Raw genomic sequence first — 23,515 nt, 5'->3', positions numbered from 1 at the left:
GAGTCGTCAGCGATCGGCAGGGACGGCTGATACGGGACGTGCGATTCCACGCGGATCGAGGTAACCGAAGCTCGAACGGTCACCGCATCAGCAGGAAGAGGACGAGCGCGGAGACGAGCGCGACGACCCCCGCTAGGAGCAGGAGGACGCGATAGCCGCTCCCGACCGCGAGCGCGGCGAAGGCGATCGGACCGGCCGCTCGTCCGGCGAAGCTCGCGCTGCCGCGGAGGCTCAGCGCTCCGGCACGGAACTGCGTCGGGACGAGGTTGCTGATACCGGCGTCTATCGACGGGAGGGCCAACCCCCACCCGGCCCCGAACCCGAGCGTCGCGAGCGCGATCAGGAGGGGGGTGGGTGCGAGTCCCGCCCCGACGAGACCGGCGGCGGTGGCCACGAACCCGACCGCGATGATGCCGTAGTCCGAGAGGTGGCGAGCGAGACGACCGTTCTGCGTGGCGGCGATCGTCGATGCCACCTCCCCGATCGCCACCACGAGCCCGATCAGTACCGGCGAGAGGCCGTAGGTACCCGCCAGCAGGAACGGGAGCCCGGTGAAGACCGCACCGAACAGCAGGGAGTCGATCACGAACGCCGAGCCGTACAGCATGACGGCCTCCCTGGCAGAGAGCGCGGAGACGACCCGCCGGAGGTACACGAGGCTCCGCGATTCACGTTCCCCCAGGGGTTCCTCAAGAACGCGGAGAGCGAAGAGCGCGACGGGTATTCCGAGCAGGTACATGGCGAACGGAGCGTTCCAGGAGACGGTCACCAGTGCTCCGCCGACGAGGGGGAACGCGGTCGCTCCGGCCGAAAGCACGGCCGTGTTGAGGCCGAGGACCTCGTTCCGCTGAACGTCCTCGAACACGTCTCCGAGGAGCGTTATCGTGGTGACGCCGATGCCGGCTAGGGCCGCCCCCTGAACGAGCCTGAGCGCCAGCACGACGGGGAACGAGGGGCGGAGGACGATCAGCCCGCCGGCGAGGCTCCATCCGACGAGGGACGAGACGAGCACCCGCCGTCGTCCCAGACGGTCGGTGAGGAGGCCCAGGACCGGGGAGAGGAATATCCCCGGCACCAGGATCGCGGCGAGCAGGAGGCTGGCTCCCGTGTCCGTTGTACCGAACGCGTCCCGGAAGACGGGCAGCCCCGGGCTGATGAGCGCGACGCTGAACGGTGCCAACAGAGTGCTCAACAGGACGACGCGGAGCGTGGACGAGTGCCACGGGATCGAGAGTTCCGCGGACGCGTCGACGGTCGTCAAGCGTGTCACCTCCCTGAACGACCGTTTCTGGGGTAGTTCATCGATACGGGCTATCAGGAGGTAGGGACCGGCCGTCACTTCGTTGTATGGTCTCCACGTCGGGCCAGGAGAGTGACAGCACTCCTGTTCCTCTCCGATTCGAGAGATACGCCTGTCCTCGTCGATACCCGACGGTTCCGAACGGGAGCGACCACCTCCGCCCACGTTTAATACCGGGTCCACTGAACCCCGGGACATGACGGCACCAGTCAGCGGACCGATCGATCTCACGGGACAGACGGCCGTGGTGACGGGAGCGGCGGGCGGCATCGGGAGGGCGACCTGCGAGGCCCTCGCGCGCCACGGGGCGGACGTCGTGGCGACGGACGTCGACGAGGATCACCTCGACCCGGCGGTCGAGGCCGTCGAATCCCACGGCAGCGAGTGCGAGACCGTCGGGTGTGACATCTCCGATCCCGACGAGGTGGCGGCGCTCCGCGACACCGCGTTCGCGTTCGCCGACTCGGTGGAGATCGTGGCGAACGTCGCCGGCGTCGTCCACCGCAACGACTTCTCGGGGATGACGCTCGATCAGTGGAACCGCGTCATCGGGATCAACCTCACGGGGACGTTCCTCGTCACCCAGGCGTTCTACGACCACATGGTCGAGCGGGGTTACGGGAAGGTGGTCTGCGTGAGCTCCGTCTCGGGACGCGTGGGCGGCGTCATCTCCGACGCGGGGTACGCCTCCTCGAAGGCCGGCATCCACGGCCTCGTCCGGTGGCTCGGGAAGAACGCCGCCCCGGACGGTGTCTACGTCAACGCCGTCGCGCCCGGACCCGTCGTGACCCCGATGACCGAGGGGGAGGACTACCGCCCGGACATGGCACCGCTGAACCGCCTGGGCGAACCCGAGGACATCGCCGAGGGCGTCCTCTACCTCGCCTCGGACATGTCCAACTACGTGACTGGTACGGTACTGGACGTGAACGGTGGGATGCGGATGAACTGAAGGAGGATTATCAGAGCCCTCTTGATATTCGGTTGGCGTAGTGATCCGTGTCCAACAGAACCGTCGTGATGGATACAGGGCACGAATCGGTCACCCGCCTGAATCGGTCGACGACTCGACGGATCACTCCTGAACGTCGAGTGTGCCCTCCTCGGCAGACGCAGCCTCTCGCCACCAGACGAGCTCGAACTCGATGCTCTGTTTGGCATCCGTGTCTCCTTGGGACCAGTCGGATTCCCCCTCGAGTTTGAACGTGACAGGATTTGTCGGATTCAACTGCACTGTTGTCCCGCCGAGGTCGAGAGTCACGTCACCGTCTCCATCGAGTTGGTCGGCTAGGTCCCGAAGGTACGTAGCTATCTCCGCCCGTGTCTTCTGTTCCTCTGTCTCGAGTTCTCCCATGCGTGGTAGTAAGCAGGAGCGCTCGAAAATTGGTGTGTTGATTCCCAGACTCGTAGAATCGCTGACCGCGTGTCCAGGAGGGACCTCGACCTGCGTGGCAGTCCCCGTCCGGCTACCCGACTGCTGACTCCACCCTCCATATCTCGCACGCCGATTTCAGCGAGTCAACACCCCGTTACGTTGGAAAACACGAACAGTTCTGCTGGTCCCTGCGGGCGGGGTCCGGGCGGAGCGCCGTCGGGTCAGTAGTTGGTGAAGAGGATCCGCTTCACGTCGTCCCTGGTCCGGGCGGGCTCGGTTCCGCCGTCGGGCAGGTCGACCTCGTAGGGCGCGTCGCCGCTCTCGGCCTTGCGCCACCTGTCCTCGTGGGTCTCCAGGAGGTCCATCATCGCCCGTAGCTGGGAGCCGCCGTCGTCGCCCGCCGACGCCGGGTCCGTCCCGGAACCCTCGTCGGCTCCCCCCTCACCAGGCGACGGCCCCGCCCCCGCGTCGGCGTTACCCGTCTCCGCCTCGGTCCGGTCGGTAGCCTCGTCGGGCGCGCCGTTCGCCTCGCCGCTCGGGGGGCCGGAGCCGAGCCCGACCGGATCGCCGGGGTCGGTCTCCCGGAGCTTCGCCTCGAGGACGGCCTCGTACATCTCCCTCGCGGCCATCCCGGAGCCCTTCACGCCGTCCGTGTTCCTCGCGACGGACTGGAGGGCGGGGTAGTCGATCCCGCCCGACTCGTCCCGAACCTCGCGGTCGAGCGCCGCTCGGACCCGCTCCTCGGCCGGCGGCGCGTGCGTGTCGAGCAGGTAGTCGAGCGCGTCGCGCCGCCGGACGTGGCCGTAGCCGTCGACGAATACTGCCTCAATCTCCGCTCGGAGTGCGTCGAGGCGCTCCAGCTGTTCCTCGGTGACGCTGAACTCCGGCATACGCCTCGGGTCGCGGGGGATCGGCTTGAGCGTTGGCTCGCGTCGGTAGTCGACACCGACGGACGGATGCGCCTACGCCGACCCGCTCCGGAACGTCCCCGGTCCGCCCTCCACGGTCGGCGCACGGGTCGGGAGTTCGCTCACGCACGCCCGGCAGAAGGCGTACTCGGCGGCGTTCTCCGTCCCGCAGGCCTCACACGAGACCGTGGCGGTGTCCGCGTCGAACTCCCCTGGCACGGGCCCGACGGGAGCCGAGGTGTCGTCCGCGGTGCTCGCGGTGCGCTCGGCGCTCTCGGAGCCGCCGTCCCCGCTCGCCCGCCGCCGGTAGGCGTACGCCAGGGTGAGGAGGTGAAGTAACACGAGCACCCCGAGTAGCCCGTACGTGGTCCCGTCCGGCATACCACGGGATAGGGACCCGTGGCTCTTGAAACCCCCGTCCGCCCGAATCCGGATCGAACGACCGTTCAGCGGGGGCTACGTCGTGAACCCGGACTCGGCGTCGTACTCCTCGAGCACCCACTCGAGCTCCTCGATGGCCCGGAGTATCGCCACCTCGGCCTCCTCCTCGAGCGCCGAGGAGGGCGGGTCGTGGTCGTCGTACTCCGCCTCGAGACGGGCGATTCGCTCGCGGACCTCCTCCTCGGTGCGCATGGGTCCGGGGAGAGCGCGACGGCCCTTGACGATACCGGTGCGACCGGTTCGACGGTCCGCCCGCGCTCCCGTCGGGAGATCCCGGCAGAACCCGATCAGCCGCCCGTCGCGGCAGACGGGTCCGCCGGGCGAAGGGACAAGAGGCTGCGAGCCCTATCCACGGGTATGAGCCAGGAACCGCGCGAGATGCCCGAGAACGACGAGGAGTGGCGCGAACTGCTGACCGACGAGGAGTACCGGGTCCTCCGGGAGAAGGGGACCGAGCCCCGGTTCTCATCGGAGCTCATCGACTACGACGGCGACGGGACGTTCACCTGTGCCGGCTGTGGGACCGAGCTGTTCGATTCAGGTACCAAATTCGGCTCGGACACCGGCTGGCCGTCCTTCTACGACGCGAAAGAGGGCGCGGTCGAGTTCGAGCGCGACACCTCACACGGGATGGTCCGAACGGAAGTCCTCTGTGGGAACTGCGGCGGCCACCTCGGCCACGTCTTCGACGACGGCCCCGACCCGACCGGCAAGCGTTTCTGTATCAACGGCGCGGCGCTCGACGTCGAGGAGAACTGAACCGAGCCGCGCTCCGACGACGGATTCACGGGGAGTACTCTCTGGATCCGGAGCGCCGACTCAGCCGCCGCTTCCGACCGACCAGACGCCCTCGGCGCGGTCCATCAGCGAGACGACGACGACGTGCGGGAGCGTGAGGACCGCGATCAGGACGAGGTAGAGCCCGACGGTCTCGGGGAGGCCCGTCGGCCGCACCGGGACGAGGAGGTAGAACCCCCCGAGGAAGACGAGCGAGACGGCCGTGAGCGGGGCGGCGTCGCGGGCGAACCGGGCGAGCGCGGCCCGCCAGTCTCCACGGGAGAGCGCACCGGCGGCCCGGGGGTCGACCAGCGCCAGACGCGCGATGTGCCGCACCGAGTGCCAGAGGGGGAAGTAGACGCCGATGGCGAGCACGGGGGGGACGGCGAGGAAGAACGCCCACAGCAACCCGGTTTCCAGCGCGTCCACCCGCCAGCCCGGGTCGGTGAGTCCGTCACCACGGCGAGCGCCGACCGCGAGCGCGACCAGCGTGAGCGCGGCGAACCCACCCCCGAGCGCGAGCCGCGTCTCGGCCGCGAACAGCGGCGCGAGATCCGCGGCGGTGACGCCGAACCGGCCGACCAGAAGCGCCGCGACCTCGCGGTACTGTCCGGGATAGGAGACCAGAGGGACGAGCATCGGGAGCCCCCCGCGGACGGCGGCCGCGAGGGCGCGCTGTGCGCGCGTCCGGAGATGAGATACCTGCTCGATTGCCACCAGCGCGTAGACGTCGCCCTGGCCCCAGTGGGCCCACGTGATCGCGATGAACAGGACGAACGCGAGGACGGGCACGAGGTACCAGAGGGCGAGGTAGGCACCGCCGAGGAGCGCGTAGAGCACGCCGACCCGCGCCATCCCCCGGTAGGTCGGCGACTCGCCGCGGGCCCGCTCGACGGCGAGGTGGTCGACCGCGCCGTGTGGGAGGCCGAGGACGGCGACCGACGCGGCCAGGGGAACGTACTGGAGCGCGGGCGGCACGGAGAGCCCGAGCAGGAACGGGACGACGAGCACGGCGAGGACGACCCAGCCGGGCCGGACGGCCACCGCACGGAGGGTCTCGCGGGCCTCCGTCGGGATACTCACGCCCACCGCCGGACCACCCACTCCCAGAGGATCAGTCCCTGCACGACGAACAGGTTGGTCAGGAGGAAGAAGAGCGTCTCCTCGACCGGCAGGCCGAGCCCGGGGATCGCGAGGCCGGTCGTGTACCGCCCGGAGAGGGACCAGATCCCGCTCCCGATGGCGATCCGGTCGACGACCCAGAGGTAGAGCGTCGGGACGCCGACCCCGAGGAGGACCGTCCGCCACCGTTCGACGAGGTAGGTCCAGCCGAACCCCCACTGGAGCGCGAGGACGGGGCCGGCCCACGCGAGCAGCGCCCCGAGGTAGAGTCCCGTCTCGGTCGAGGCGATCCACCAGCCCGAGAGCGAGACGACCCCGCCGAGACCGATCCCGAGCGCGCGCTGGACGGGGCCTATCCGGAGGGGGCCGGCGTCCATCGGGAGGCGGTAGAGCCAGAGGGCCGTGAGAACCGGCTGGACGAGGAAGAACAGGTACTCGCCGAGGGGGACGCCCCCCGCTCGGAGGAGGACGGTCCCGTCGCCGTAGCTCCAGACCCCGACCGAGACGAGATAGCGGTCCCACGGCGTGGTGTAGACGAACGCGATGGCGGCCATCAGCGCGGTGCCGACGATCCGGGCGTCGTACCCCCGTATCCGGGCCGGATCGACGCGCGTCGACCGGGGTCGCCGCGCCGCGACCGCCAGCACGAACAGCGGCGGCGCGAGGAAGAGCAGGTGGAACTGGAGGTACGTCGGCGCCATCGGTCAGGTGGTCGTCGAACCGTCTCCCGGCGGCCGCTTAAACCCGTCCGGTCGACGAGCGGGAGCCGCACGCGGGGATCGAACTCGGTCCGATCCGCCCCGAACCGATCCCGTATCGGCTCGGCGTCTCCCGCGGACGCTCAGTCGGCCGTCGCGGCCGACGCCGACGGGGAGACCTCTGCGAGGACGTGCCGGCTCCGGAGCAGCAGGAAGCCGAAGCCGACCTTGGCAGCGAGGTCGAGGATCATGAACAAGGTCGTCTCGACGCCGAGCGGGATGAGCCCGATGGTGCTCTCGGTCCCGAAGAGCCAGACGATCGGGTAGGCCGTCCAGAGCACGATGATCAGGTTCCGCAGCGTGCTGAACAGCGCGGCGACCTCGCCGGACTGCCAGGCGGCCTGTGCGCTCAGCTGGTTCGCCAGGACGTACAGCAGGGCCACGAAGAAGAGACTGGAGACGGCCCAGAGCGCGAGGCGGACCGTCTGTCCGACCGGCGCGACCGCGGCCGCCGCCCCGACGACGATCATGCCGACGTCGAGACCGACCAGCCGGTAGATGGTTCCCCGGTCCGTCCCCGCCAGCAACGCGAGATCGACCAGCAGGAGCGGCGTCGTCAGCAACCAGTCCGCGTAGCGCATCCAGTAGATGCGCAACACGCCCTCGCCCGGGACGCGCACCTCGGTGATACCGATCCCCAGGAACATGAGGAGGTAGGCCACCGTGGCGATGCCCGTGATGAGGGTGGTCACGACGTAGAACCGACGGCGATGCTCGTCCGATTCCCCCCGGCCCATGGCGATGAACGCGACGGTACCGATCGCCATGCCGAGCGTCCCGATGCCCAGCGCGATCTGTTCCAAGCCGGATACTTGCGCCACCATTACGTCCCGGAAGTACCCCCCGGGGCTTATAACGGGGGGTCGTCGTCGAACGCGGCGGTGCCCCGCCCCGACCGCTTAACCTCCTCGACCGCGTTCGTCCGAGTATGAGTCTCGACCTCTCGCCGGACCAGCTCGACCGCTACTCCAGGCACATCATCATGGACGACGTGGGGCCGGAGGGCCAGGCGAAGCTGCTCGACGGTCGCGTCCTCGTGATCGGGGCCGGCGGCCTCGGCGCGCCGGTGCTCCAGTACCTCGCCGCCGCGGGCGTGGGGACGCTCGGCATCGCCGACGACGACATCGTCGAGCGATCGAACCTCCAGCGGCAGGTCATCCACCGCGACGCCGACGTGGGCCGGCCGAAGGCCGAGTCGGCACGGGAGTTCGTCGAGTCGCTCAACCCCGACGTGACCGTCGAGACCCACGAGACGCGCGTCGATTCGGGGAACATCGAGTCGCTGCTCGAGGAGTACGACGTCGTCGCGGACTGCTCGGACAACTTCGCCACCCGCTACCTCGTCAACGACGCCTGCACGCTGGCGGGCGTGCCGTTCTCCCACGGGGCGATCCTCCGGTTCGAGGGGCAGGTCACGACGTTCGAGTCGAACCTGGGGGGGCCGTGTTACCGGTGTCTGTTCCCCTCCGCACCAGAGCCCGGCACGGTACCCGACTGCGCCACCGCGGGTGTCCTCGGCGTCCTCCCCGGGGTGGTCGGGACGATACAGGCCACGGAGGTCGTGAAACTCCTGCTGGAGTACGGCGAGACGCTCGACGGCCGGTTCCTCATCTACGACGCGGGCGACATGACCTTCGAGGAGGTTCCCGTCGAACCCCGGCCGGACTGTCCCGTCTGCGGCGAGGAAGGTGGCATCGGGTCGATCCACGACGTCTCCTACGAGTCGACCTGCGCGGTCGACGCCGACTGACGCGGTCGCCCCGGATCGACCGGCGGCTCGGTTGATCAGGCTCCGTCGTCGATCGTCACTCGCTCGCGCTCGAACACCTCGCCAGTCCAGCGCCAGGACCCGATCTCTGGCTCCGGCCCGCCTAGCGAGACGATGACGTACGAGTAGCCAGTCCACGTCGCGAGCGCCTCGTCGGTCGCGCTCGGGCGGGGCGGGCCGCGGGGGTGAGAGTGGTAGAACCCGACGACCGCCTCGCCGGCGTCCTCGATGGCCTCCATCGCCCGGAACTGCTCGGCCGGATCGAGTTCGTACCGCGTTCGGGGGGTCGTGGCGGCGTTCGGCACCCGCCGGGCCGTCCGCGCGCGTGACGGTCCCTCCCCGTCGGTGGGCTCGTCGCCTCCGGGCTGGCGGACGCCACCGAGCACACCACAGACCTCCTCGGGGGCCCCCTCCCGGGCGTGGGCCACGACGGCGTCACGGACCTGGGGATCGAGGAGGAGCGTCACGGGATCGGATCAGTTCACCGCCGTACGTGCGAGCGAGCGGGCCACGTCCGCGGGCGGTGCGTCGAACCGTTCGGGGTGGACGAGCCCCGCGAGGTGCTCCAGCGAGTCGACCAGCCGCGGCCCGGGGCGGTTGAGGTAGTGGTGGCCGTCGACCGCGTACGTCCGGCCCTCGCGGACGGCGGTCAGTTCGTCCCAGCCCGCTCGTTCCGTGAGATCCGCGAGGTTCTCGGCGGTCTGGTCGAGGTCGAACCCGCAGGGCGCGACGACCAGGACCTCGGGGTCGTACTCGCGTATCTCCGTCCACTCCCGGGGGCGCGAGGCCGCGCCGCGCTCGGCGAGCCCGTACTCCCCGCCCGCCCACTCGACGAGTTCGGGGACCCAGTGCCCGGCCGTCATCACCGGATCGGTCCAGTCGAGGACGGCCACGTGGGGGCGATCCTCGGGGGTGAGGTCGGCGGTCCGGTCGCGGACGTGCGCCGCGCGCTCGCGGAGTGCCGCGATCACCTCCTCGGCCCGGTCCTCGCGGTCGACCGCCCGGCCGATGCGCCGGACGTCGTCGAGGACGTCCTCCAGACTGTGGGGATCGGTCGTCACCACCTCGCAGTCGAGGCCCAGTTCCTCGACGGCCTCGCGGACGAGCACGGTGTCGACCGCACAGACGTCACAGATCCCCTGCGAGACGATCAGGTCGGGATTGGCCCGTTCGAGGGCGGTCAGGTCGATGTCGTAGACGCCACCCGAATCCCCCGCCTCGAGTACCTGGGCGTCGATCTCGCCGGCGGAGGCGTCGGCGTCGACGCGCGAGCGGTTCACCGCGGGGAGTTCGGCGGCCTCGGGCGGCCAGTCACACTCGTGGGAGGTGGCGACCGGCTCGCGGCCCAGCGCGTAGACGATCTCCGTCGCCGAGGGGAGGAGCGTGACGATTCGCACGCCTGACGGTAGGCGGGGGACCATCCTAAAGCCTCGCCTAAGGGGTGGCTCCGCTACAGAATGGATGGGCACGCCCCGGTCTCCCGGTCCGTTTGACGAAACCGGGCAGAACCGCTGTTGCAGGCCCGAAACAGAGTACAACCGACGGGACGATCGCCCCGGTTTAATCCCCTGAGCCGGGTCCGACCTACCGGATGCAACGAAACCTGATGATCGTGCCGCTCCTCGCGGTCGGGATCATGATGGCCATCGCCGGCTGTACACCCGGTGGTCCCGCGGCCAACGCGACCGAGACTGTGCCCGCCACTGACGCCCCCACCGAAGCGCCGACGGAGGCTCCGACCGAGGAGCCGACGATGGAGGAGACGGAGACTCCGATGATGAACGAGACGGAGACCTCCGAGATGAACGAAACCGAAACCTCGTCCATGAACGAGACCGAGAGCTCCGACACGAACGAGACGGAGACGTCCAGCATGGAGGAGACCGAAACCTCGTCCATGAACGAGACCGAGAGCTCCGACGTGATGAACGAAACCGAAACCTCCGAGACGAACGACTCGGAGACCTCGGCGCTGAACGAGACCGAAACCTCGTCCATGAACGACTCGGAGACCTCCGACACGAACGAGACGGAGACGTCCAGCATGGAGGAGACCGAAACCTCGTCCATGAACGAGACCGAAACCGAGACCCCGGCGTAGACGAACACCCGGGACGAACGGTCGACGGATTTCCTTTATCGCGCGCCGACGAGCGACTCACGACCTGCCGACGTACAGCCGCCGTAGCCGATGGCGAGCACACGGCGAGAACGTCAGGTCGAGCCGGGCGTCTCGCCGACGGACGCGAGGGTACGGCTCCCCGCAGGCGCTCGTCTCGTAGTCGAACTGCCGGTCGCGGACCGACTCCTCCGCCCAGATGTAGCTGCTGACCATCGGCGTCACGACGACGTGGTCCTCCCGTTCGACGACGGTGCCGTCGTTGTGTCGAAGGCCGAGCGCGTGACCGCACTCGTGGATGACGATCTGTGTCACCAGAGCGGGTTTCGAGAAGTCGACGACATCGGGCGTCTCGGACGGCAGCGACATCCGGGCGACGTGCCGGGCCCCGCCGACAGACGCGATGTGCGGGAGGCCGACCCCGGTCGGAGAGGTGTGCATGTCCCCGTCGGTGACGAGGACGTTCACGTCGTCGGCAGGCGTGACCGCGCCGGTCGCGAACTTGGACGGCCACTCGCCCGAGGCGGTGACGCGGTAGCCGTCCTCCGTCCCCACGTCGACCGTCCCACCGATCGAGACGGACACCTCGCCACGGACCCCGTCGAGCGCGCGGCGGACGTAGCCGACCAGCCGGGGACGGATGCCGTCGTAGCTGGCCGCCGCCTCGCTCAGCCAGACCTTCGCGTCGATCCGACCGTCGAGCGCCCGCTCGCCCGTGTGGGTGAGCCCGAGCCCGCCCACCGTACCTACCCCGAGGGCGAGGAACCGGCGACGGTTCACGGCCCGCCCGCCGCCTGCGGTATCGGTCGGCGGGTCGAGGGCGACCGAGTATCGCTACCAACCATCGTACGTCGCACGTCCGACAGCCGATAGTAAATACGTCTGGACTGTTTCGGCTGCGTAAGTGTCATCGCCTGCTGCCGACCGCTCGCCGCCGCCGGAATCACGGTATCTCGGGTCGGGACCGCGGTACGGTCGAGGTCCCCGCGATGCCCGCCGACGGGCGTGACCGTTGGACCGAAGCGGATCGGGAGATCGAACGGTCCCCTCGGATCGAGAAGCCACACGCTCATGGCGCTCGAAACCGAAGGATCGACGATGACCGCGACGCCGACCACGGGGGGAGTCTACCGAGTCCTCGAATCGACGCGCGAGGTGGACGAGCGCGACGGGGGCGAGTGGCTCCTGCTCGACGTCGAGACCGGGGATCCGACGTACGTCCCCCGGCCGGATCTCGACGCGGCGGCGGGCAACCGCGTTCGGGTGACGCTCGTCTGGCCCGAGGGCGATCCCAGAGTCGAGGAGAGCGAGGTCCTGACCGACACACGGTTCTCGTTCGTCCGGACCCGCGAGCCGCTGTTTCAGGACGCCCACGCCTGCTGGCGCGACGCCCAGGAAGCGGGCGAGGCGATGGCCTCCCGGGTCACCCACGGGACCGACGGGGAGGCCAACGGCGTCGTCTACACGTTCGCCGACCAGCCGGGGAGCCGCGACCTCTACGAGGAGTTCCGCGACGGGGGCAAGCCGCTCGATCCGCTGCTCGCGCGGCTCGCCGAGTCGGTCGACCCGCCGTTCGAGGTCTTCGTCGTCGATCACACCGACGAACCGTTCGTGCTCGTCCTGTTGGCGTTCGAACGCGACGGCCTGCTCGCGGGGACCGTCCGGGAGACGTACTTCGACGGGCACTCGCTCCTCCCGTAGTCAGACTGTCCGAACCCACCCGCAGTGTTTATTCCGACCCCGGAGTCTCACCCGGTATGAGCGAGGATTCGGGAGATCCGGACTACCACGACGTGTTCGAAAACCGGGTCCGGTTCGCCGAGACCGACGCCCAGGGGATCGTGTTCTACGGGGAGTACCTCACATTCATGGACGAGGCGTTCTCGGCGTACCTCGAAGCGGTCGGCCACCCGTTCGACTCCTTCGAGGACCGGGGCTGGGACGTCCACGTCGTCCACGCGGAGCTCGACTACCACGCCCCGGCCGAGTTCGCCGACGAGCTCGTCAACGGGATGCGCGTCTCGGCCATCCGACGCTCGTCCATCGAGTTCGACTGGGTCTGCCGGCAGCGAGACGGCGAGCGGGTGGCGAGCGGGAGCGTCGTCCACGTCGCCGTCGACGGGGACGGCGAGACGGTCCGGGTCCCCGACGGGTTCCGCGAGTCCGTCCGCGAGTTCCAGGACGTCCCGCCGGACCCCGTCTGATCGTCGCCGACCCCTCCGATCCCGGCATCACCGGCGAAAGCGCATAGTCGCGGGGGCCCTACATCCGGGTATGGCCCTCTCCGACGAGGAACTCGCGCGGCTGCTCGAGGACCGCATGATGAGCCACGGCGTCTACGTCACGGACTACACGAGGGAAGAGGAGACACTCCACGTCAGGTACGAGACCGCGACCGGCGGCGAGGGCGTCCCGAAGAACGAGGTCGGTCGGCTGCTGAACGTCCTGCTCGACGCCCGCGAGGACGGCTGGGAGCCCGTGGACCTGAAGGGATGGGTGTACGACATCGACGCCGATGATCCCCGTGGGACGTGGGAGGCCCGCGAGGGCTGGATGCACGCGCTCGAGGAGGGGTACATCTCCGAGACCGACTTCTCGACGCTCGTGCTCTCGACGGTACAGGCGTAGGCCGGCAAAGGCCCCGCGGGTTCGATTACCGGGACGGGACACCGACCCCGTGCGCTGAGCACGGCCGCGGAGGGGCGAGGGTTCAGCGGGGCGGGAGAAGGCGCACCCGATCGAGGGATCGAGACGGAAAGCCCCTACCGAGAGACCCACCCAAGCGACTCTCCACCCGAACCCGGAGTAGAACCCCCTGCTGTGCTGGGATCGCCCCGTCCCGTACCGCGAGCGAGGCGGTCGAAGACCGCCGAGCGAGCGGCCTTGCCTTTTTCACCCATGTTTTTGCAACGGGGGGTGCCCGCAGGCCGAGCGAAGCGAGGCCGAGGACACCCCCCGCAGTAAAAAGATGGTCGTCAACAGACCGGCTTGGGGTCCAGTCCCATCCCCTGGAGCGCCTCGGCGTAGTCGTCGTAGGCGACCTGGACGGCGTCCTCGGCGGCCTTCCGGGCGAGCACCCAGTCCTCGTCGCCCGAGCAGAGTTCATCGAGCAGCGCCGCCCCCTCCCCGGACAGCTCGCGGGTCTCCTCGCGAAACTCCCGGAACAGGTTCGCCGTCGCGTCGTCCGCCTCGTTGACGAAGAAGTTGACCACCTGGAGGAGCGTCCGCTCGCTCGCCATCGGGCGGCCGACGAGGCCGGCACCGACCCGCTCGACGGTCCGCTCGATCCCGCGGAGCGACGCGTGGAGCGGGTCCGGCTCCGGGTCCGACGGGGGATCGTCGAGGTGCGCGACGACCCGGTCGTAGTGGTCGGCCTCGAGCGCGGCGACCCGCTCGAACGACTCGCGTGCCGCCTCGTTCGGCTCGCTCTCGGCCCACGCCTCGAACGTCCGCTGTGCCCGGCGCTCGCTCGCCGCGGCCGCCCGCAGCACCGCCCCGGTCGACAGGTCGGCGTCGGTCGCGGCGACGAGCGCCTTCTCCTTGCCGAGACGTTCCAGCTCCGTGGCCTTCGACGCCCGGACCGCTTCGACGAGTTCGGTTCCGTCCATACCGCGATGGTGTCGTCCCGTGGACGTATGGGTTGCGGGCATGCCCCGATCGCGTGTCCGGCGTCGACGGGTGAATCCCCGGACCAGATGTGATCGTGCTCAATCCGCACAAAACTGTTATACTCGCGGGACTCGTAGTTCGTCGGGATGAGCGAGACCGACACCGAAGCCGACGAGCGGGAACGCATCCGACAGCGGAAAGCCGAGGAACTCCAGCGCCGGCTCGGGGGAGACGGGACGAGTGAGACCGAGGTCGAGGAGGACGGTCGGACCTCGACCGAGCCGATTCACGTCACCGGCCCGGATCACCTCGACGAGCTGGTCGCCGACGGCGGCGTCGTGCTGGTCGACTTCTACGCCGACTGGTGTGGGCCGTGCAAGATGCTCGAACCGATCGTCGAGCGTATCGCCGCCGAGACCGCCGCGACGGTCGCCAAGGTCGACGTCGACAGTCAACAGGGGTTAGCCTCACAGTATCGAGTCCAGGGAGTACCGACGATCTACCTGTTCGCCGACGGCGAGCGGGTCGAGCAGCTGGTCGGGGCCAGGGATGAGGGGACGCTTCGCTCGCTGGTCGAACGGTACACCTGATCGCGCGCGACACCGAACGACGCCACGGGATCGTCCGCGTTGACACCTTCTAGCGACAGAAGGAGCGTGCCTCCGGGTTAGGCGGCCATTAAGAATATTCGTACCGACTCGTAGAGTGAGTCAACCATCCAATGGAACACACGCCTCCCTTCTCTCCGGCAGTCTCGACTCTCGTCGTCCTCGCCGCTCTCGTCGTCCTCTCGTCTCCCGCCGTCGCCCTCGGGGGGCTGACGGGAGCCTCCGTGGATGAGGTGGGGCCGGGGGGACCGGCTCAGCATAGTGAACGGGCACTCGCCTCGGCAGTCGGAGATCGTGCCGGTGTTCCTGGTGAATCGGTAGCTCACGCCGTAGCCGGCACGGCCCCTGCCCCAGCGCCGGCCGTCGCCTCGCTAGCTCCCGGAGGGGCGATCGAAGCGTGGGGGCCTGTTCTGTGGACGGTGATCGACGAGAACGACTCGGCCGGGATCGAGAACACCGTAGCACCACCGGCGAGCGTCTCGATCGTGAATCCCGGAGGGGTCGAGGCTACGCGGTCGCACGGCACCACCGCCTCGGTCGGACAGCCCGAGCCCACGCCGCCGGTGGATCCCCCGCCGGACGACCCGCCGGGCAGCGACGAGGAGGGTGACGAAACCGACACCGACGACGACCAGGACGAAACCGACACCGACGACGACCAGGACGAAACCGACACCGACGACGACCAGGACGAAACCGACACCGACGACGACCAGGACGAAACCGACACCGACGACGACCAGGACGAAACCGACACCGACGACGACCAGGACGAAACCGACACCGACGACGACCAGGACGAAACCGACACCGACGACGACCAGGACGAAACCGACACCGACGACGACCAGGACGAAACCGACACCGACGACGACCAGGACGAAACCGACACCGACGACGACCAGGACGAAACCGACACCGACACGTCGACGGATGCACCGACCGAGGCTGCGACGGTGATCCCGACGGAGACGCAGGCCGATGTGCCGACCGAGGGCTCGGCTGACGCGTCGACCGAGACGCCCGCCGATTCGTCGACTCGGACTCCGATGGATACGGCGACCGACGCGGCGACCGAAAGCCCGACCAGCATCCTGACCGACACGATCATCGAAGCGGTGACGGCGACCCCCACGGACACGGAGACGCCAGCGGCGACCGAGACCGCGACTCCGGCGGCGACCGATACGGATACCGAGACGCCAGCGGAGACGGAGGTTCCCACGGACACGGAGACGGAGACGCCGATAGCGACGGAAACATCCTCCGAGACTCCAGGCCAAACCCCCATCGACACGCCGACGGAAGCGGAGACGGAGATCCCCACCGACGAGCCGACGGGGACACCAGCGGACACGGAGACGCCCACCGGCACGGAGCCCCCCTCGGAGACCTCGACCGACACCGCCTCCGCGACCCCGTCCGGGACACCCACGGACGGCCCGACGGACGCTCCAGCCGGGACGCCGACCGATACCCCCCCTGACGATCCCTCCGAGACACCTGCGGACACCCCGGGCGACGTCCCGACCGACACGCCGACGGCGACCCCCTCGGACGACGATGACAGCGGTGGCGGTGGCGGCGGCGGTGGCGGGGTCCGCGAGGCGACCGACGACAGCGTGGAGATCACGGACCGACGGCTCCTGAACGAGAGCGTCACGGCGGGCGAGGAGATCGTCGTCCGGGTCGATCTGGTGAACTTCCACCCGGCCCGCGGCCGGACCACGCTGAACCTCACGGCAGGGGACACCCTCGTCGCACAGCGGACGGTCACGCTCGACGTCGACGAGCGACGGACCGTCTACCTCCGGACCGTCCCCGACTTCTCCGGCGAGTACGAACTCCGCGTCGACGGCGTCTCCGCCGGAACGGTGACGGTGACTGCGGCAGGCGAGTCACCGAGTGCCTCGACCGATCCCCCGACGAAAACGTCGTCCGACACCGCCGCTCCCACGACGGCGGAGACCGCGGCGACGGGCGAGACCCCCGTCGGAGCGTCCGGGACAGCAGCCACCGCATCGGCGGGAACGGGAACCGAGGCACCCCCGTCCGGTGCGGGCGACCCGGACGAGACCGAGACGGTCATCGCCGCGGGGATGTCACTGCTGTTGCTCTACGGCGTCGGTGTCGCGGTGTACGTCGTTCGGAGGGAGCCGCCAGGCGGTCACGGATGAGAACGACGGCTGACGGGTGACGGCAGGGCAGCCGAGGCCAGTCCCGGTGGAGGATCAGGGAACGATCCGCTCGCCGTCGTCGTCGTAGACGGCGATGGCGTCGACGGGACAGACCCGCGCGGCGAACTGCGCGTCGAACTCCTCGCCCTCGGGTACCTCGCGCACGAACAGGTCCTCCCCGTCCTCCTCGCCGTCGACGAGCACCGCCTTTCCGGCGCTCTCGTCCTTCTCGAACCCGTCCCACTCGGCGACGCACTGGAACATCCCGATACAGGTGTCCCGGTCGTACTCGATGCGCATGGGCGAGCATGGCCCGCGCCCGGTAAAGGCGTGCCGGGAGGCGGGGTCGACTCGGTGGGGTCGAGGCGGCCCAGTCACTCGATACCGTGGTGTCGGAGGTAGCCGTCGACGATGAGGCTGGCGTAGAACCGTTCGACCACCGGATCGTACGGCGGGGAGACGTCGAGCAGTTCATCGCCGACCGCGCGCTTGGTCGCCTCGGTCGAGTCCGCCGCCTCGTGGAGTTCGAGGACGCGTTCGTCGAACCGCCGGAGTTCGGTCTCGGCCACCTCGAACGCACGATCGGGGTCGTCCGGCCAGACGCCGAAGTGCGGGAGGACGATCCCGTCGGGATCGAGCCCGCGGAGCTCCTCGACCGCCTCGAGGAGGAGATCGGGATCGAAGTTCGGGAGCGTCGCCGGCGGGAACCACGCGTCGGCCCGCTCCAGGTAGACCCCGAGACACTCGGCGGCGAACAGGAGCCGACGTTCGGGGTTCCAGACGGCGAAGTGGTCGGGCGAGTGTCCGGGCGCGTGGATCATCTCCAGCGTGTTCTCACCGATATCGACCGTCGTCCCCTCGTCCGGGACGGCGACGACGTTCGACTCCGGGACCGGTCCCTGCTCGCCCATCGACTCGAAGTCCTCGCCCATCGCCCGTCTGCTGCTCTCGATCAGCGCCCCCGGATCGATCAGGTGCGAGGCGGTCATCCCGTGGATGTAGACGTCCAGGTCGGGCGCGGCTCCGACGAGGGCGCTCGCGGCCCCGCTGTGGTCGACGTGGACGTGCGACAGCACGAGGTGCTCGAGGTCGGCGGGATCGACGCCGCATTCGGTCATCCCCTCGGTGATGGCGTCGACGCTCGTCGCGGCCCCGGCGTCGACCAGCGCCGGCTCGTCGTCGTCGAAGAGGTAGACCGAGGTGACACCCTCGTCGAACAGCCCGACGTCGATGCCGTAGACGCCGTCGGTGACCTCGAACGTGCTCATGCCTGCCCCGTCGCGGGGCCGGGAGAAGTCGGTTCTGGTCGGAAAGATGAACGGCCGGAGTCACAGCGGACTACACCCGGGTAACGAGACTACGGACCCCACAAGGCAACCCTGCTGTGCTGTGCGGAGACCACTCCGTCCTGTACCGCGAGGCGGCCTCCGGCCGCCGAGCGGCCTTTTTCACCCATGTTTTTGCGCCCAGAGCGGGACGGCTCCGCCGTCCCGCTGGCCGTGCGAACGGGCGGCGAAGCCGCCCGTGAGCAGAGAGTGGTTGCGGGCCGGAGGCCCGCAACCCGAGGCGGAAAAAGATGGTCTAGAAGGACTCCACGTGCGGCCGGAGGTCGAGTTCGAGCGTCCAGGTCGAGCGGTCCTGTTCGACGAGGTTCCAGTACTCCTGCGCCATCGCGTCGGGGTCGAGATACTCGTGTTCCGGTCGGTCTCCCGTCCCGGCTCCGGGCGGGAGTATCCCCCCGTCGACGACGACGTGGGCGACGTGTACCCCCCGAGGACCGAGTTCGCGGGCCATCGACTCGGCGAGGCCGCGCGCGCCGAACTTCGCCGCGGAGAACCCGACCGCGCCCTCCCGGCCCCGGACGGAGGTGGTCGCACCCGTGAACAGGACGGTCCCGCCGTCGTTCTCGACCATGTCCGAGACGGCCTCCTGCGCACAGTGGAACGCCCCCTCGACACCGACGGCGAGCGCGTCCCTGAACCCCTCCCGGTCCGTGTCGAGGAGGCCGGTCCAGGACGCGCCGCTGGCGTTGAACACGAGGACGTCCGTCGGGCCGAACCTCTCCCGGACCGTCTCGAACCCCTCCCGGACGGCCTCGGGATCGCTCACGTCGACGGTGGCGGCCAGTCCGGAGTCGAGTTCGCCGGCCAGCTCCTCGATGAACCCGGGGCTCCGGGCGAACAGCGCGACGTCACAGCCCTCGGCGTCGAATCGGCGGGCGAGCGACGCGCCGAGGCCCGGACCGACGCCGGCGACGACGGCAGTACGTGTCATGTCCAGCCGGACGGACGTCGACCGGATAACCGTTTCCCGGCGAAGCACGGACCGGTCGGTGGCGGGGAGTAACAGCGATAATTGCCGGTAGCGGGCCATCACGGCCGAATATCCGGCCGTCACGTTTTCCCGTACCACAGTATTATTATGATCCTACCCCCCCAATCGTATCGTATGCCGGAGTGCCAGAACTGTGGGACTTTCGTAACGAACGCTTACGCACGAGTGTTCACGCCGAACGGGATCGACGACCCGCGGGTCTGTCCGCAGTGCGAGGACAAGATCCGGGACGGTGCCGGCGTCCGCGAAGCCCGATCGACCCGTCGGACCTGATAGACCGCTCGATTACCCGAACCGCCCGTCTCGTTCCCGTCCGGTCGACTTCTCAGTACTCCTCTGCCGTCTCCGCGCCCGCCGCGACGGCCAGCGACCGGGCCGTCTCGAACAGCTCCGCCGCGCGCGCCTCCTCCCGGGCTTCGGCGGTGACCCGCACCAGCGGCTGTGTCCCGGAGGCCCGCAGGAGGAACCACCCCTCATCCGTGTTCACCCGAACGCCGTCCATCGTGGACACGTCGTCGTACCGCTCCGCCACGGTCTCGCGGATCCGGTCCATGACCTCGCCCTTGTCGACCGCCCGGAGCGAGTCGCGCTCGATGGGATAGGTGGGAACCTCCGCTGCGCGCGCCGCGAGGGGGCGCTCCGTGGCGAGTTCGGCGAGTTTCACTGCGGCGAGCGGCCCGTCGGGACAGAGCGTCTCGCCGGGCCAGATCCACGCGCCGCTCGGCTCGCCGCCGAACGCCGCACCCGCGGCGACCGCCGCCGCGACGTGGACGTCGCCGACGGGCGTCCTCGTGGTCTCGACCCCCCTGTCGGCGAGGTAGTCCTCCACGGCGAGGCTCGTGTCCACGGGGACCGCGACCCGGTCGCCCGCGGACGTGCTCGCCGTGGCGAGCACCGCCAGCAGGACGTCTCCCGAGAGAAAGGTACCGTCCGCGGCCACGCCGCGCATCCGGTCGGCGTCGCCGTCGTGGGCGATCCCGAGTGCGGCGTCCGAGTCGCCGACGAGCGACACGAGCGACCCGCAGTTCCCCGGCGTCGGTTCGGAGGGTCGCCCCGGGAACCGCCCGTCCGGGGAGGCGTTGAGCGTCTCGACGTGGCAGCCGAGCCGGGAGAGCGCCTCGACGGTCACCCCGCCGGCACCGTTGCCGACGTCGACGATCACGCCCGGCGGGTCGTGCTCACCGAAGTCGACCGCGCCCGTGAGCGCCTCGACGTGTCGCTCGGTGGCGTCGGCGGGTTCGCGCGAGCCGAGGCCGTCCCAGGGTTCGAGCGTCCAGTCCTCCGCCTCGACGCGTGCGGTGATCCGCTCTCGGCGCTGGGTGTCGAACGCCCGGCCGGAGGGCTGCCAGAGCTTGAGCCCGTTGTCCGGAGGCGGGTTGTGCGAGGCGGTCACCGAGACGCCGGCGTCGCAGCCCTCCCACCCGACCGCTCGGGCGACCGTGGGCGTCGCCGCGAGTCCGAGGTCGAGGACGTCCGTCCCCGTCTCGCGGAGGCCGGCCGCGAGCGCGTCGACGAGGAGCCGCCCGCTCTCGCGGGGGTCCCGGCCGACGACGACCCGGTCGGTCTCGGTGCCGAGCGCCCGGCCGACCGACAGCGCCAGGTCCGCCGTCACCACGTCCCCCACTGGACCCCTGATACCGCTCGTACCGAACATACGGGGGGGACGGGAGGTGGGGCCAAAGACCTGCTGGAGGCCATGTTCGGCGGATCGTGAGTACCCGGATTCTCGCGAGAACCACGGGCCGTACTCGGACCGCCACGACTCTGCTCGGGCCGACAGCTCTCGTCGGCCGGTGGGTGCGTCCTGGTACCGCAGCGGGCTCGTCGGCTTTTTGTTCGCCCGGTCGGATTCGCGAGCATGAAGACCAGCGGTGGTGACGACGGGGCGAAGCGGCGGGCCGGGGAGTCCGCGGCCGACCGGATCGAGGACGGACAGGTGGTCGGGCTCGGAACGGGGAGCACCGCCGCTCACGCGATCCGGGCGCTGGGCCGGGCGGTCGACGCCGGGGCGGACGTCGAGGGGATACCCACGTCCTACCAGTCCCGCCAGCTGGCCCGGGAGTGTGGCGTCCCCCTGACGACGCTGGAGGAGGCGACACCCGACGTCGCCATCGACGGGGCCGACCAGGTGGCCGGCTTCGACTGCGTGAAGGGCGGCGGCGCGGCCCACGCCCGCGAGAAGGTGGTCGACGCCGCCGCCGACCGGCTGCTGCTCGTCGTCGACCCCTCGAAGGAGTCGGGGATCCTCGATCACCCCGTGCCGGTGGAGGTGCTCCCGGACGCGACACCGACGGTCCGCGACTCGGTGGCCGACCTCGGCGGCGAGCCGACGCTCCGGGCGGCCGAGCGCAAGGACGGTCCCGTCGTCACCGACAACGGTAACCTCGTGCTCGACTGCGCGTTCGGGGCCATCGAGGACCCGTCGGAGCTGGCGGCGACCCTCTCGGCGGTCCCGGGAGTGGTCGAGCACGGTCTCTTCGTCGAACTGGCCGACGAGGTCCACGTCGGAGCCGAGAGCGTCGAGGTCCGGACGCGCTGAACTCGCGGACGGACGGAGCCGTGGCTGGTCGGCGGTGGCCAAGAAAAACGGGGATATTCGGACCGGTTTAGAGGTCGCGCGGCTGGACCGTCTTCCGGTCGTTCTCGGAGGCGCGGCGGGACGCGTCCTCGAGCAGCTCGGCGACCTCGTCGTCGAGGGCGTCGTAGAAGTCGGAGGCCACGTTCATGTCGTTGAGCGCTTCCTTCACGGCGGCTTTGACAATCAGGTCTGCCATACGGGTGAGGGTTGTCGATCGCCCTTTATAATAGTTCCCAATTCATTCCGGTCTCGACCCGTCTATCGCCCGTTTAGCCCCGACGAGGACCACCCGTCGACCCGGACATGTCAGGGTGTTTGTTACAGCCGGTAACCCACCGAGTCGAAAGGGGTCGCGTGCCGGCCCGCGCGCGCCCGAGGGCGGGCACGTCCGAGACTGGAGACGACGGGAGACGGCCCGACCGGACGACAGACCGGAACCCACCCGGGGTTGATCGTCCCGGCCAGCACGAGTGGGACGGGGCGGCGCTGTCGGGCGACCCGCGGTAGGTGACCGCATGCCGAGAGTATATGAGGGACGGAGCCCTAAAGAGGACAACCGACGGGGGACGGCCCGAGTCGGTAGCCAGAATGCCCAGATGTGACCACTGCGATGCGCACGTCTCGGACCGGTTCGCCCGGGTGTTCGCGGACGCACACGGGCGGATATACGCCTGCCCGAACTGCTCCGCGAACGCCGGGATCGCCGAGGTATCGAGGGAACGCGCCTACGAAACACGGCCCTGACGCCGTGGAACCGGGATCGAATCACCGGGTGTCGCTCGCGTGACGGGGGAAGCGGGGTCGGGGAACCACTACGTCTACGTCCTCGAGTGCGCCGACGGGACGTTCTACACGGGGTACACGACCGACCCGGAGCGCCGCGTCGACGAACACGACGCCGGCGAGGGGGCGAAGTACACCCGGGGTCGGACGCCCGTCGATCTCCGACACGTCGAGTCGTTCGAGTCGAAGTCGGCCGCGATGTCCCGCGAGTACGAGGTGAAACAGCTCTCCCGACGGGCGAAGGTACGACTGATCGATGCGGGACAGGAAGGGTGTGCTCGATCCTCTAGGGAGTCCGGTACCAAGAACCCGTAGCCCGACGTGACCACTCGGGTCCTGCTTCGGGCCGTGTCGTGGAGGTTATACGCCCCGACGCTCCACCGGAGGTATGGTAGGCCCGGGCCGACACTTCAAGACCGCCGATATCGCCCAGCAGGTGGTCGGCGGGTTCCTCCTCGCCGGTCCGTTCGTCGTGACCGAGGAGGTCTGGGTCCTCGCGGCCAGCATGAACGTCTTCCAGGCGCTCGTGACGGTCGGCATCGTGTTCACCATCGGGTACGGGGCCCTCTACAAGGCCGAGGACCGCAACCCCGACCGCGAGGTCGAGGTCGGGGGTGTCCCCCTCCGGTTCCTCTCGTTGATGATCGTCTCGTTCGGATCCGTGCTCGTCCTCGCGCTGGCGTTCGACGCGCCGGGGACGTTCGTCGACGGGACGTTGGCCGAGCGGGTGTACGTCACGGCCAAGGCGATCAGCGTCGGCGCCATCTTCTCCGTCGTCGGGGCGGCGACCGCCGACTCCGTGTTCTGAGTTCCACCCAGCCACCGCGCCCGCCGGATCCCCGGACAGAACTGGAGATT

29 protein-coding genes are annotated in these 23,515 nt (G+C 69.5%); 12 read left to right on the top strand and 17 right to left on the bottom strand.

Going from position 1 to position 23,515, the window contains the following annotated elements; all coding sequences use genetic code 11:
• Positions 1 to 79 precede the first annotated feature (79 nt).
• The gene (locus tag WDJ58_RS04140; protein WP_338916364.1) at positions 80 to 1,261 is read right to left on the bottom strand and encodes an MFS transporter; all 1,182 of its coding nucleotides are present in this window, start codon (positions 1,259 to 1,261) and stop codon (positions 80 to 82) included.
• A gap of 235 nt (positions 1,262 to 1,496) precedes the next feature.
• On the opposite strand from WDJ58_RS04140, the gene WDJ58_RS04135 reads away from it, so the two are divergent.
• Positions 1,497 to 2,252, top strand: a complete 756-nt coding sequence (locus WDJ58_RS04135; RefSeq protein WP_338916363.1) for an SDR family NAD(P)-dependent oxidoreductase — start codon at positions 1,497 to 1,499, stop codon at positions 2,250 to 2,252.
• Positions 2,253 to 2,375: 123 nt separating this feature from the next.
• Here WDJ58_RS04135 and WDJ58_RS04130 read toward each other — a convergent pair whose 3' ends face one another.
• The 4 genes from WDJ58_RS04130 to WDJ58_RS04115 all read right to left on the bottom strand — a co-directional run bounded on the left by WDJ58_RS04130 (position 2,376) and on the right by WDJ58_RS04115 (position 4,216).
• Entirely contained in the window at positions 2,376 to 2,654 is a 279-nt protein-coding gene (locus tag WDJ58_RS04130; RefSeq protein ID WP_338916362.1) for an amphi-Trp domain-containing protein, read from the bottom strand.
• A 242-nt stretch (positions 2,655 to 2,896) separates the two neighbouring features.
• The gene (locus WDJ58_RS04125; protein WP_338916361.1) at positions 2,897 to 3,565 is read right to left on the bottom strand and encodes a hypothetical protein; all 669 of its coding nucleotides are present in this window, start codon (positions 3,563 to 3,565) and stop codon (positions 2,897 to 2,899) included.
• 72 nt (positions 3,566 to 3,637) lie between these two features.
• Positions 3,638 to 3,964, bottom strand: coding sequence for a DUF7577 domain-containing protein (locus WDJ58_RS04120; protein ID WP_338916360.1), 327 nt, complete (start codon positions 3,962 to 3,964; stop codon positions 3,638 to 3,640).
• 75 nt (positions 3,965 to 4,039) lie between these two features.
• On the bottom strand, positions 4,040 to 4,216 hold the full coding sequence (locus tag WDJ58_RS04115; protein WP_338916359.1) for a hypothetical protein: 177 nt from the start codon (positions 4,214 to 4,216) through the stop codon (positions 4,040 to 4,042).
• A 165-nt stretch (positions 4,217 to 4,381) separates the two neighbouring features.
• On the opposite strand from WDJ58_RS04115, the gene msrB reads away from it, so the two are divergent.
• Entirely contained in the window at positions 4,382 to 4,783 is a 402-nt protein-coding gene (gene msrB, locus WDJ58_RS04110; protein WP_338916358.1) for a peptide-methionine (R)-S-oxide reductase MsrB, read from the top strand.
• A gap of 60 nt (positions 4,784 to 4,843) precedes the next feature.
• Here the strand turns inward: msrB and WDJ58_RS04105 are convergent, their stop codons facing one another.
• The 3 genes from WDJ58_RS04105 to WDJ58_RS04095 all read right to left on the bottom strand — a co-directional run bounded on the left by WDJ58_RS04105 (position 4,844) and on the right by WDJ58_RS04095 (position 7,505).
• Positions 4,844 to 5,884, bottom strand: coding sequence for a Brp/Blh family beta-carotene 15,15'-dioxygenase (locus tag WDJ58_RS04105; RefSeq protein WP_338916357.1), 1,041 nt, complete (start codon positions 5,882 to 5,884; stop codon positions 4,844 to 4,846).
• A complete protein-coding gene (locus WDJ58_RS04100; RefSeq protein ID WP_338916356.1) occupies positions 5,881 to 6,624 on the bottom strand; it encodes a lycopene cyclase domain-containing protein in 744 nt (247 codons plus the stop codon). Before WDJ58_RS04100 ends, WDJ58_RS04105 begins: the two co-directional genes overlap by 4 nt.
• 140 nt (positions 6,625 to 6,764) lie before the next feature.
• Positions 6,765 to 7,505 (bottom strand): bacteriorhodopsin, encoded by a 741-nt coding sequence (locus WDJ58_RS04095; RefSeq protein ID WP_338916355.1) that lies wholly within the window; start codon positions 7,503 to 7,505, stop codon positions 6,765 to 6,767.
• A 104-nt stretch (positions 7,506 to 7,609) separates the two neighbouring features.
• On the opposite strand from WDJ58_RS04095, the gene ubaA reads away from it, so the two are divergent.
• On the top strand, positions 7,610 to 8,431 hold the full coding sequence (ubaA, locus tag WDJ58_RS04090) for an SAMP-activating enzyme E1 (protein WP_338916353.1): 822 nt from the start codon (positions 7,610 to 7,612) through the stop codon (positions 8,429 to 8,431).
• 35 nt (positions 8,432 to 8,466) lie between these two features.
• On the opposite strand, the gene WDJ58_RS04085 is transcribed toward ubaA, so the two are convergent.
• Positions 8,467 to 8,916: a desampylase gene (locus WDJ58_RS04085; RefSeq protein WP_338916352.1), complete on the bottom strand. Its 450-nt coding sequence runs from the start codon at positions 8,914 to 8,916 to the stop codon at positions 8,467 to 8,469.
• A 9-nt stretch (positions 8,917 to 8,925) separates the two neighbouring features.
• Positions 8,926 to 9,846 carry a cobalamin-binding protein gene (locus WDJ58_RS04080; protein ID WP_338916351.1) on the bottom strand — a complete coding sequence of 307 codons (921 nt, stop codon included), beginning with the start codon at positions 9,844 to 9,846 and terminating at the stop codon, positions 8,926 to 8,928.
• Between the two features lie 194 nt (positions 9,847 to 10,040).
• On the opposite strand from WDJ58_RS04080, the gene WDJ58_RS04075 reads away from it, so the two are divergent.
• Positions 10,041 to 10,550 carry a hypothetical protein gene (locus WDJ58_RS04075; protein WP_338916350.1) on the top strand — a complete coding sequence of 170 codons (510 nt, stop codon included), beginning with the start codon at positions 10,041 to 10,043 and terminating at the stop codon, positions 10,548 to 10,550.
• A gap of 57 nt (positions 10,551 to 10,607) precedes the next feature.
• Here WDJ58_RS04075 and WDJ58_RS04070 read toward each other — a convergent pair whose 3' ends face one another.
• The gene (locus WDJ58_RS04070) at positions 10,608 to 11,348 is read right to left on the bottom strand and encodes a hypothetical protein (RefSeq protein WP_338916349.1); all 741 of its coding nucleotides are present in this window, start codon (positions 11,346 to 11,348) and stop codon (positions 10,608 to 10,610) included.
• 318 nt (positions 11,349 to 11,666) lie between these two features.
• On the opposite strand from WDJ58_RS04070, the gene WDJ58_RS04065 reads away from it, so the two are divergent.
• The 3 genes from WDJ58_RS04065 to WDJ58_RS04055 all read left to right on the top strand — a co-directional run bounded on the left by WDJ58_RS04065 (position 11,667) and on the right by WDJ58_RS04055 (position 13,196).
• The gene (locus WDJ58_RS04065) at positions 11,667 to 12,269 is read left to right on the top strand and encodes a DUF6663 family protein (protein ID WP_338916348.1); all 603 of its coding nucleotides are present in this window, start codon (positions 11,667 to 11,669) and stop codon (positions 12,267 to 12,269) included.
• Between the two features lie 56 nt (positions 12,270 to 12,325).
• On the top strand, positions 12,326 to 12,772 hold the full coding sequence (locus tag WDJ58_RS04060; protein ID WP_338916347.1) for an acyl-CoA thioesterase: 447 nt from the start codon (positions 12,326 to 12,328) through the stop codon (positions 12,770 to 12,772).
• 70 nt (positions 12,773 to 12,842) lie between these two features.
• A complete protein-coding gene (locus WDJ58_RS04055; protein ID WP_338916346.1) occupies positions 12,843 to 13,196 on the top strand; it encodes a hypothetical protein in 354 nt (117 codons plus the stop codon).
• A 347-nt stretch (positions 13,197 to 13,543) separates the two neighbouring features.
• On the opposite strand, the gene WDJ58_RS04050 is transcribed toward WDJ58_RS04055, so the two are convergent.
• Entirely contained in the window at positions 13,544 to 14,176 is a 633-nt protein-coding gene (locus WDJ58_RS04050; protein WP_338916345.1) for a rubrerythrin family protein, read from the bottom strand.
• Positions 14,177 to 14,323: 147 nt separating this feature from the next.
• On the opposite strand from WDJ58_RS04050, the gene trxA reads away from it, so the two are divergent.
• The gene (gene trxA, locus WDJ58_RS04045; RefSeq protein WP_338916344.1) at positions 14,324 to 14,767 is read left to right on the top strand and encodes a thioredoxin; all 444 of its coding nucleotides are present in this window, start codon (positions 14,324 to 14,326) and stop codon (positions 14,765 to 14,767) included.
• Between the two features lie 437 nt (positions 14,768 to 15,204).
• Positions 15,205 to 16,962 carry a hypothetical protein gene (locus tag WDJ58_RS04040; protein ID WP_338916343.1) on the top strand — a complete coding sequence of 586 codons (1,758 nt, stop codon included), beginning with the start codon at positions 15,205 to 15,207 and terminating at the stop codon, positions 16,960 to 16,962.
• 54 nt (positions 16,963 to 17,016) lie between these two features.
• Here WDJ58_RS04040 and WDJ58_RS04035 read toward each other — a convergent pair whose 3' ends face one another.
• The 4 genes from WDJ58_RS04035 to glmM form a co-directional block, all read right to left on the bottom strand.
• Complete coding sequence (locus WDJ58_RS04035) at positions 17,017 to 17,262, bottom strand: ferredoxin (protein ID WP_338916342.1); 246 nt, start codon at positions 17,260 to 17,262, stop codon at positions 17,017 to 17,019.
• 74 nt (positions 17,263 to 17,336) lie between these two features.
• Entirely contained in the window at positions 17,337 to 18,230 is an 894-nt protein-coding gene (locus WDJ58_RS04030) for an MBL fold metallo-hydrolase (protein WP_338916341.1), read from the bottom strand.
• A gap of 313 nt (positions 18,231 to 18,543) precedes the next feature.
• Positions 18,544 to 19,236, bottom strand: a complete 693-nt coding sequence (locus tag WDJ58_RS04025; RefSeq protein ID WP_338916340.1) for an SDR family NAD(P)-dependent oxidoreductase — start codon at positions 19,234 to 19,236, stop codon at positions 18,544 to 18,546.
• Between the two features lie 385 nt (positions 19,237 to 19,621).
• Positions 19,622 to 20,950, bottom strand: coding sequence for a phosphoglucosamine mutase (gene glmM, locus WDJ58_RS04020; RefSeq protein WP_338916339.1), 1,329 nt, complete (start codon positions 20,948 to 20,950; stop codon positions 19,622 to 19,624).
• 204 nt (positions 20,951 to 21,154) lie between these two features.
• Here glmM and rpiA point away from each other — a divergent pair, with 204 nt between their 5' ends.
• Entirely contained in the window at positions 21,155 to 21,835 is a 681-nt protein-coding gene (gene rpiA / locus WDJ58_RS04015; protein ID WP_338916338.1) for a ribose-5-phosphate isomerase RpiA, read from the top strand.
• Positions 21,836 to 21,902: 67 nt separating this feature from the next.
• On the opposite strand, the gene WDJ58_RS04010 is transcribed toward rpiA, so the two are convergent.
• On the bottom strand, positions 21,903 to 22,070 hold the full coding sequence (locus WDJ58_RS04010) for a DUF1931 domain-containing protein (RefSeq protein ID WP_338916337.1): 168 nt from the start codon (positions 22,068 to 22,070) through the stop codon (positions 21,903 to 21,905).
• Positions 22,071 to 22,657: 587 nt separating this feature from the next.
• Between WDJ58_RS04010 and WDJ58_RS04005 the strand changes: the two genes are divergently transcribed.
• Positions 22,658 to 22,972, top strand: coding sequence for a GIY-YIG nuclease family protein (locus tag WDJ58_RS04005; RefSeq protein ID WP_338916336.1), 315 nt, complete (start codon positions 22,658 to 22,660; stop codon positions 22,970 to 22,972).
• Between the two features lie 73 nt (positions 22,973 to 23,045).
• On the top strand, positions 23,046 to 23,465 hold the full coding sequence (locus tag WDJ58_RS04000) for a DUF2391 family protein (RefSeq protein WP_338916335.1): 420 nt from the start codon (positions 23,046 to 23,048) through the stop codon (positions 23,463 to 23,465).
• Positions 23,466 to 23,515: the final 50 nt, after the last annotated feature.

Origin of the sequence: Salinirubellus litoreus (assembly GCF_037335815.1) — an archaeon.
GTDB classification, from domain to species: Archaea; Halobacteriota; Halobacteria; order Halobacteriales; family Haloarculaceae; genus Salinirubellus; species Salinirubellus litoreus.
Note: the sequence above shows the minus strand (reverse complement) of the source record. Positions and strands in the feature narration are given on the sequence as shown.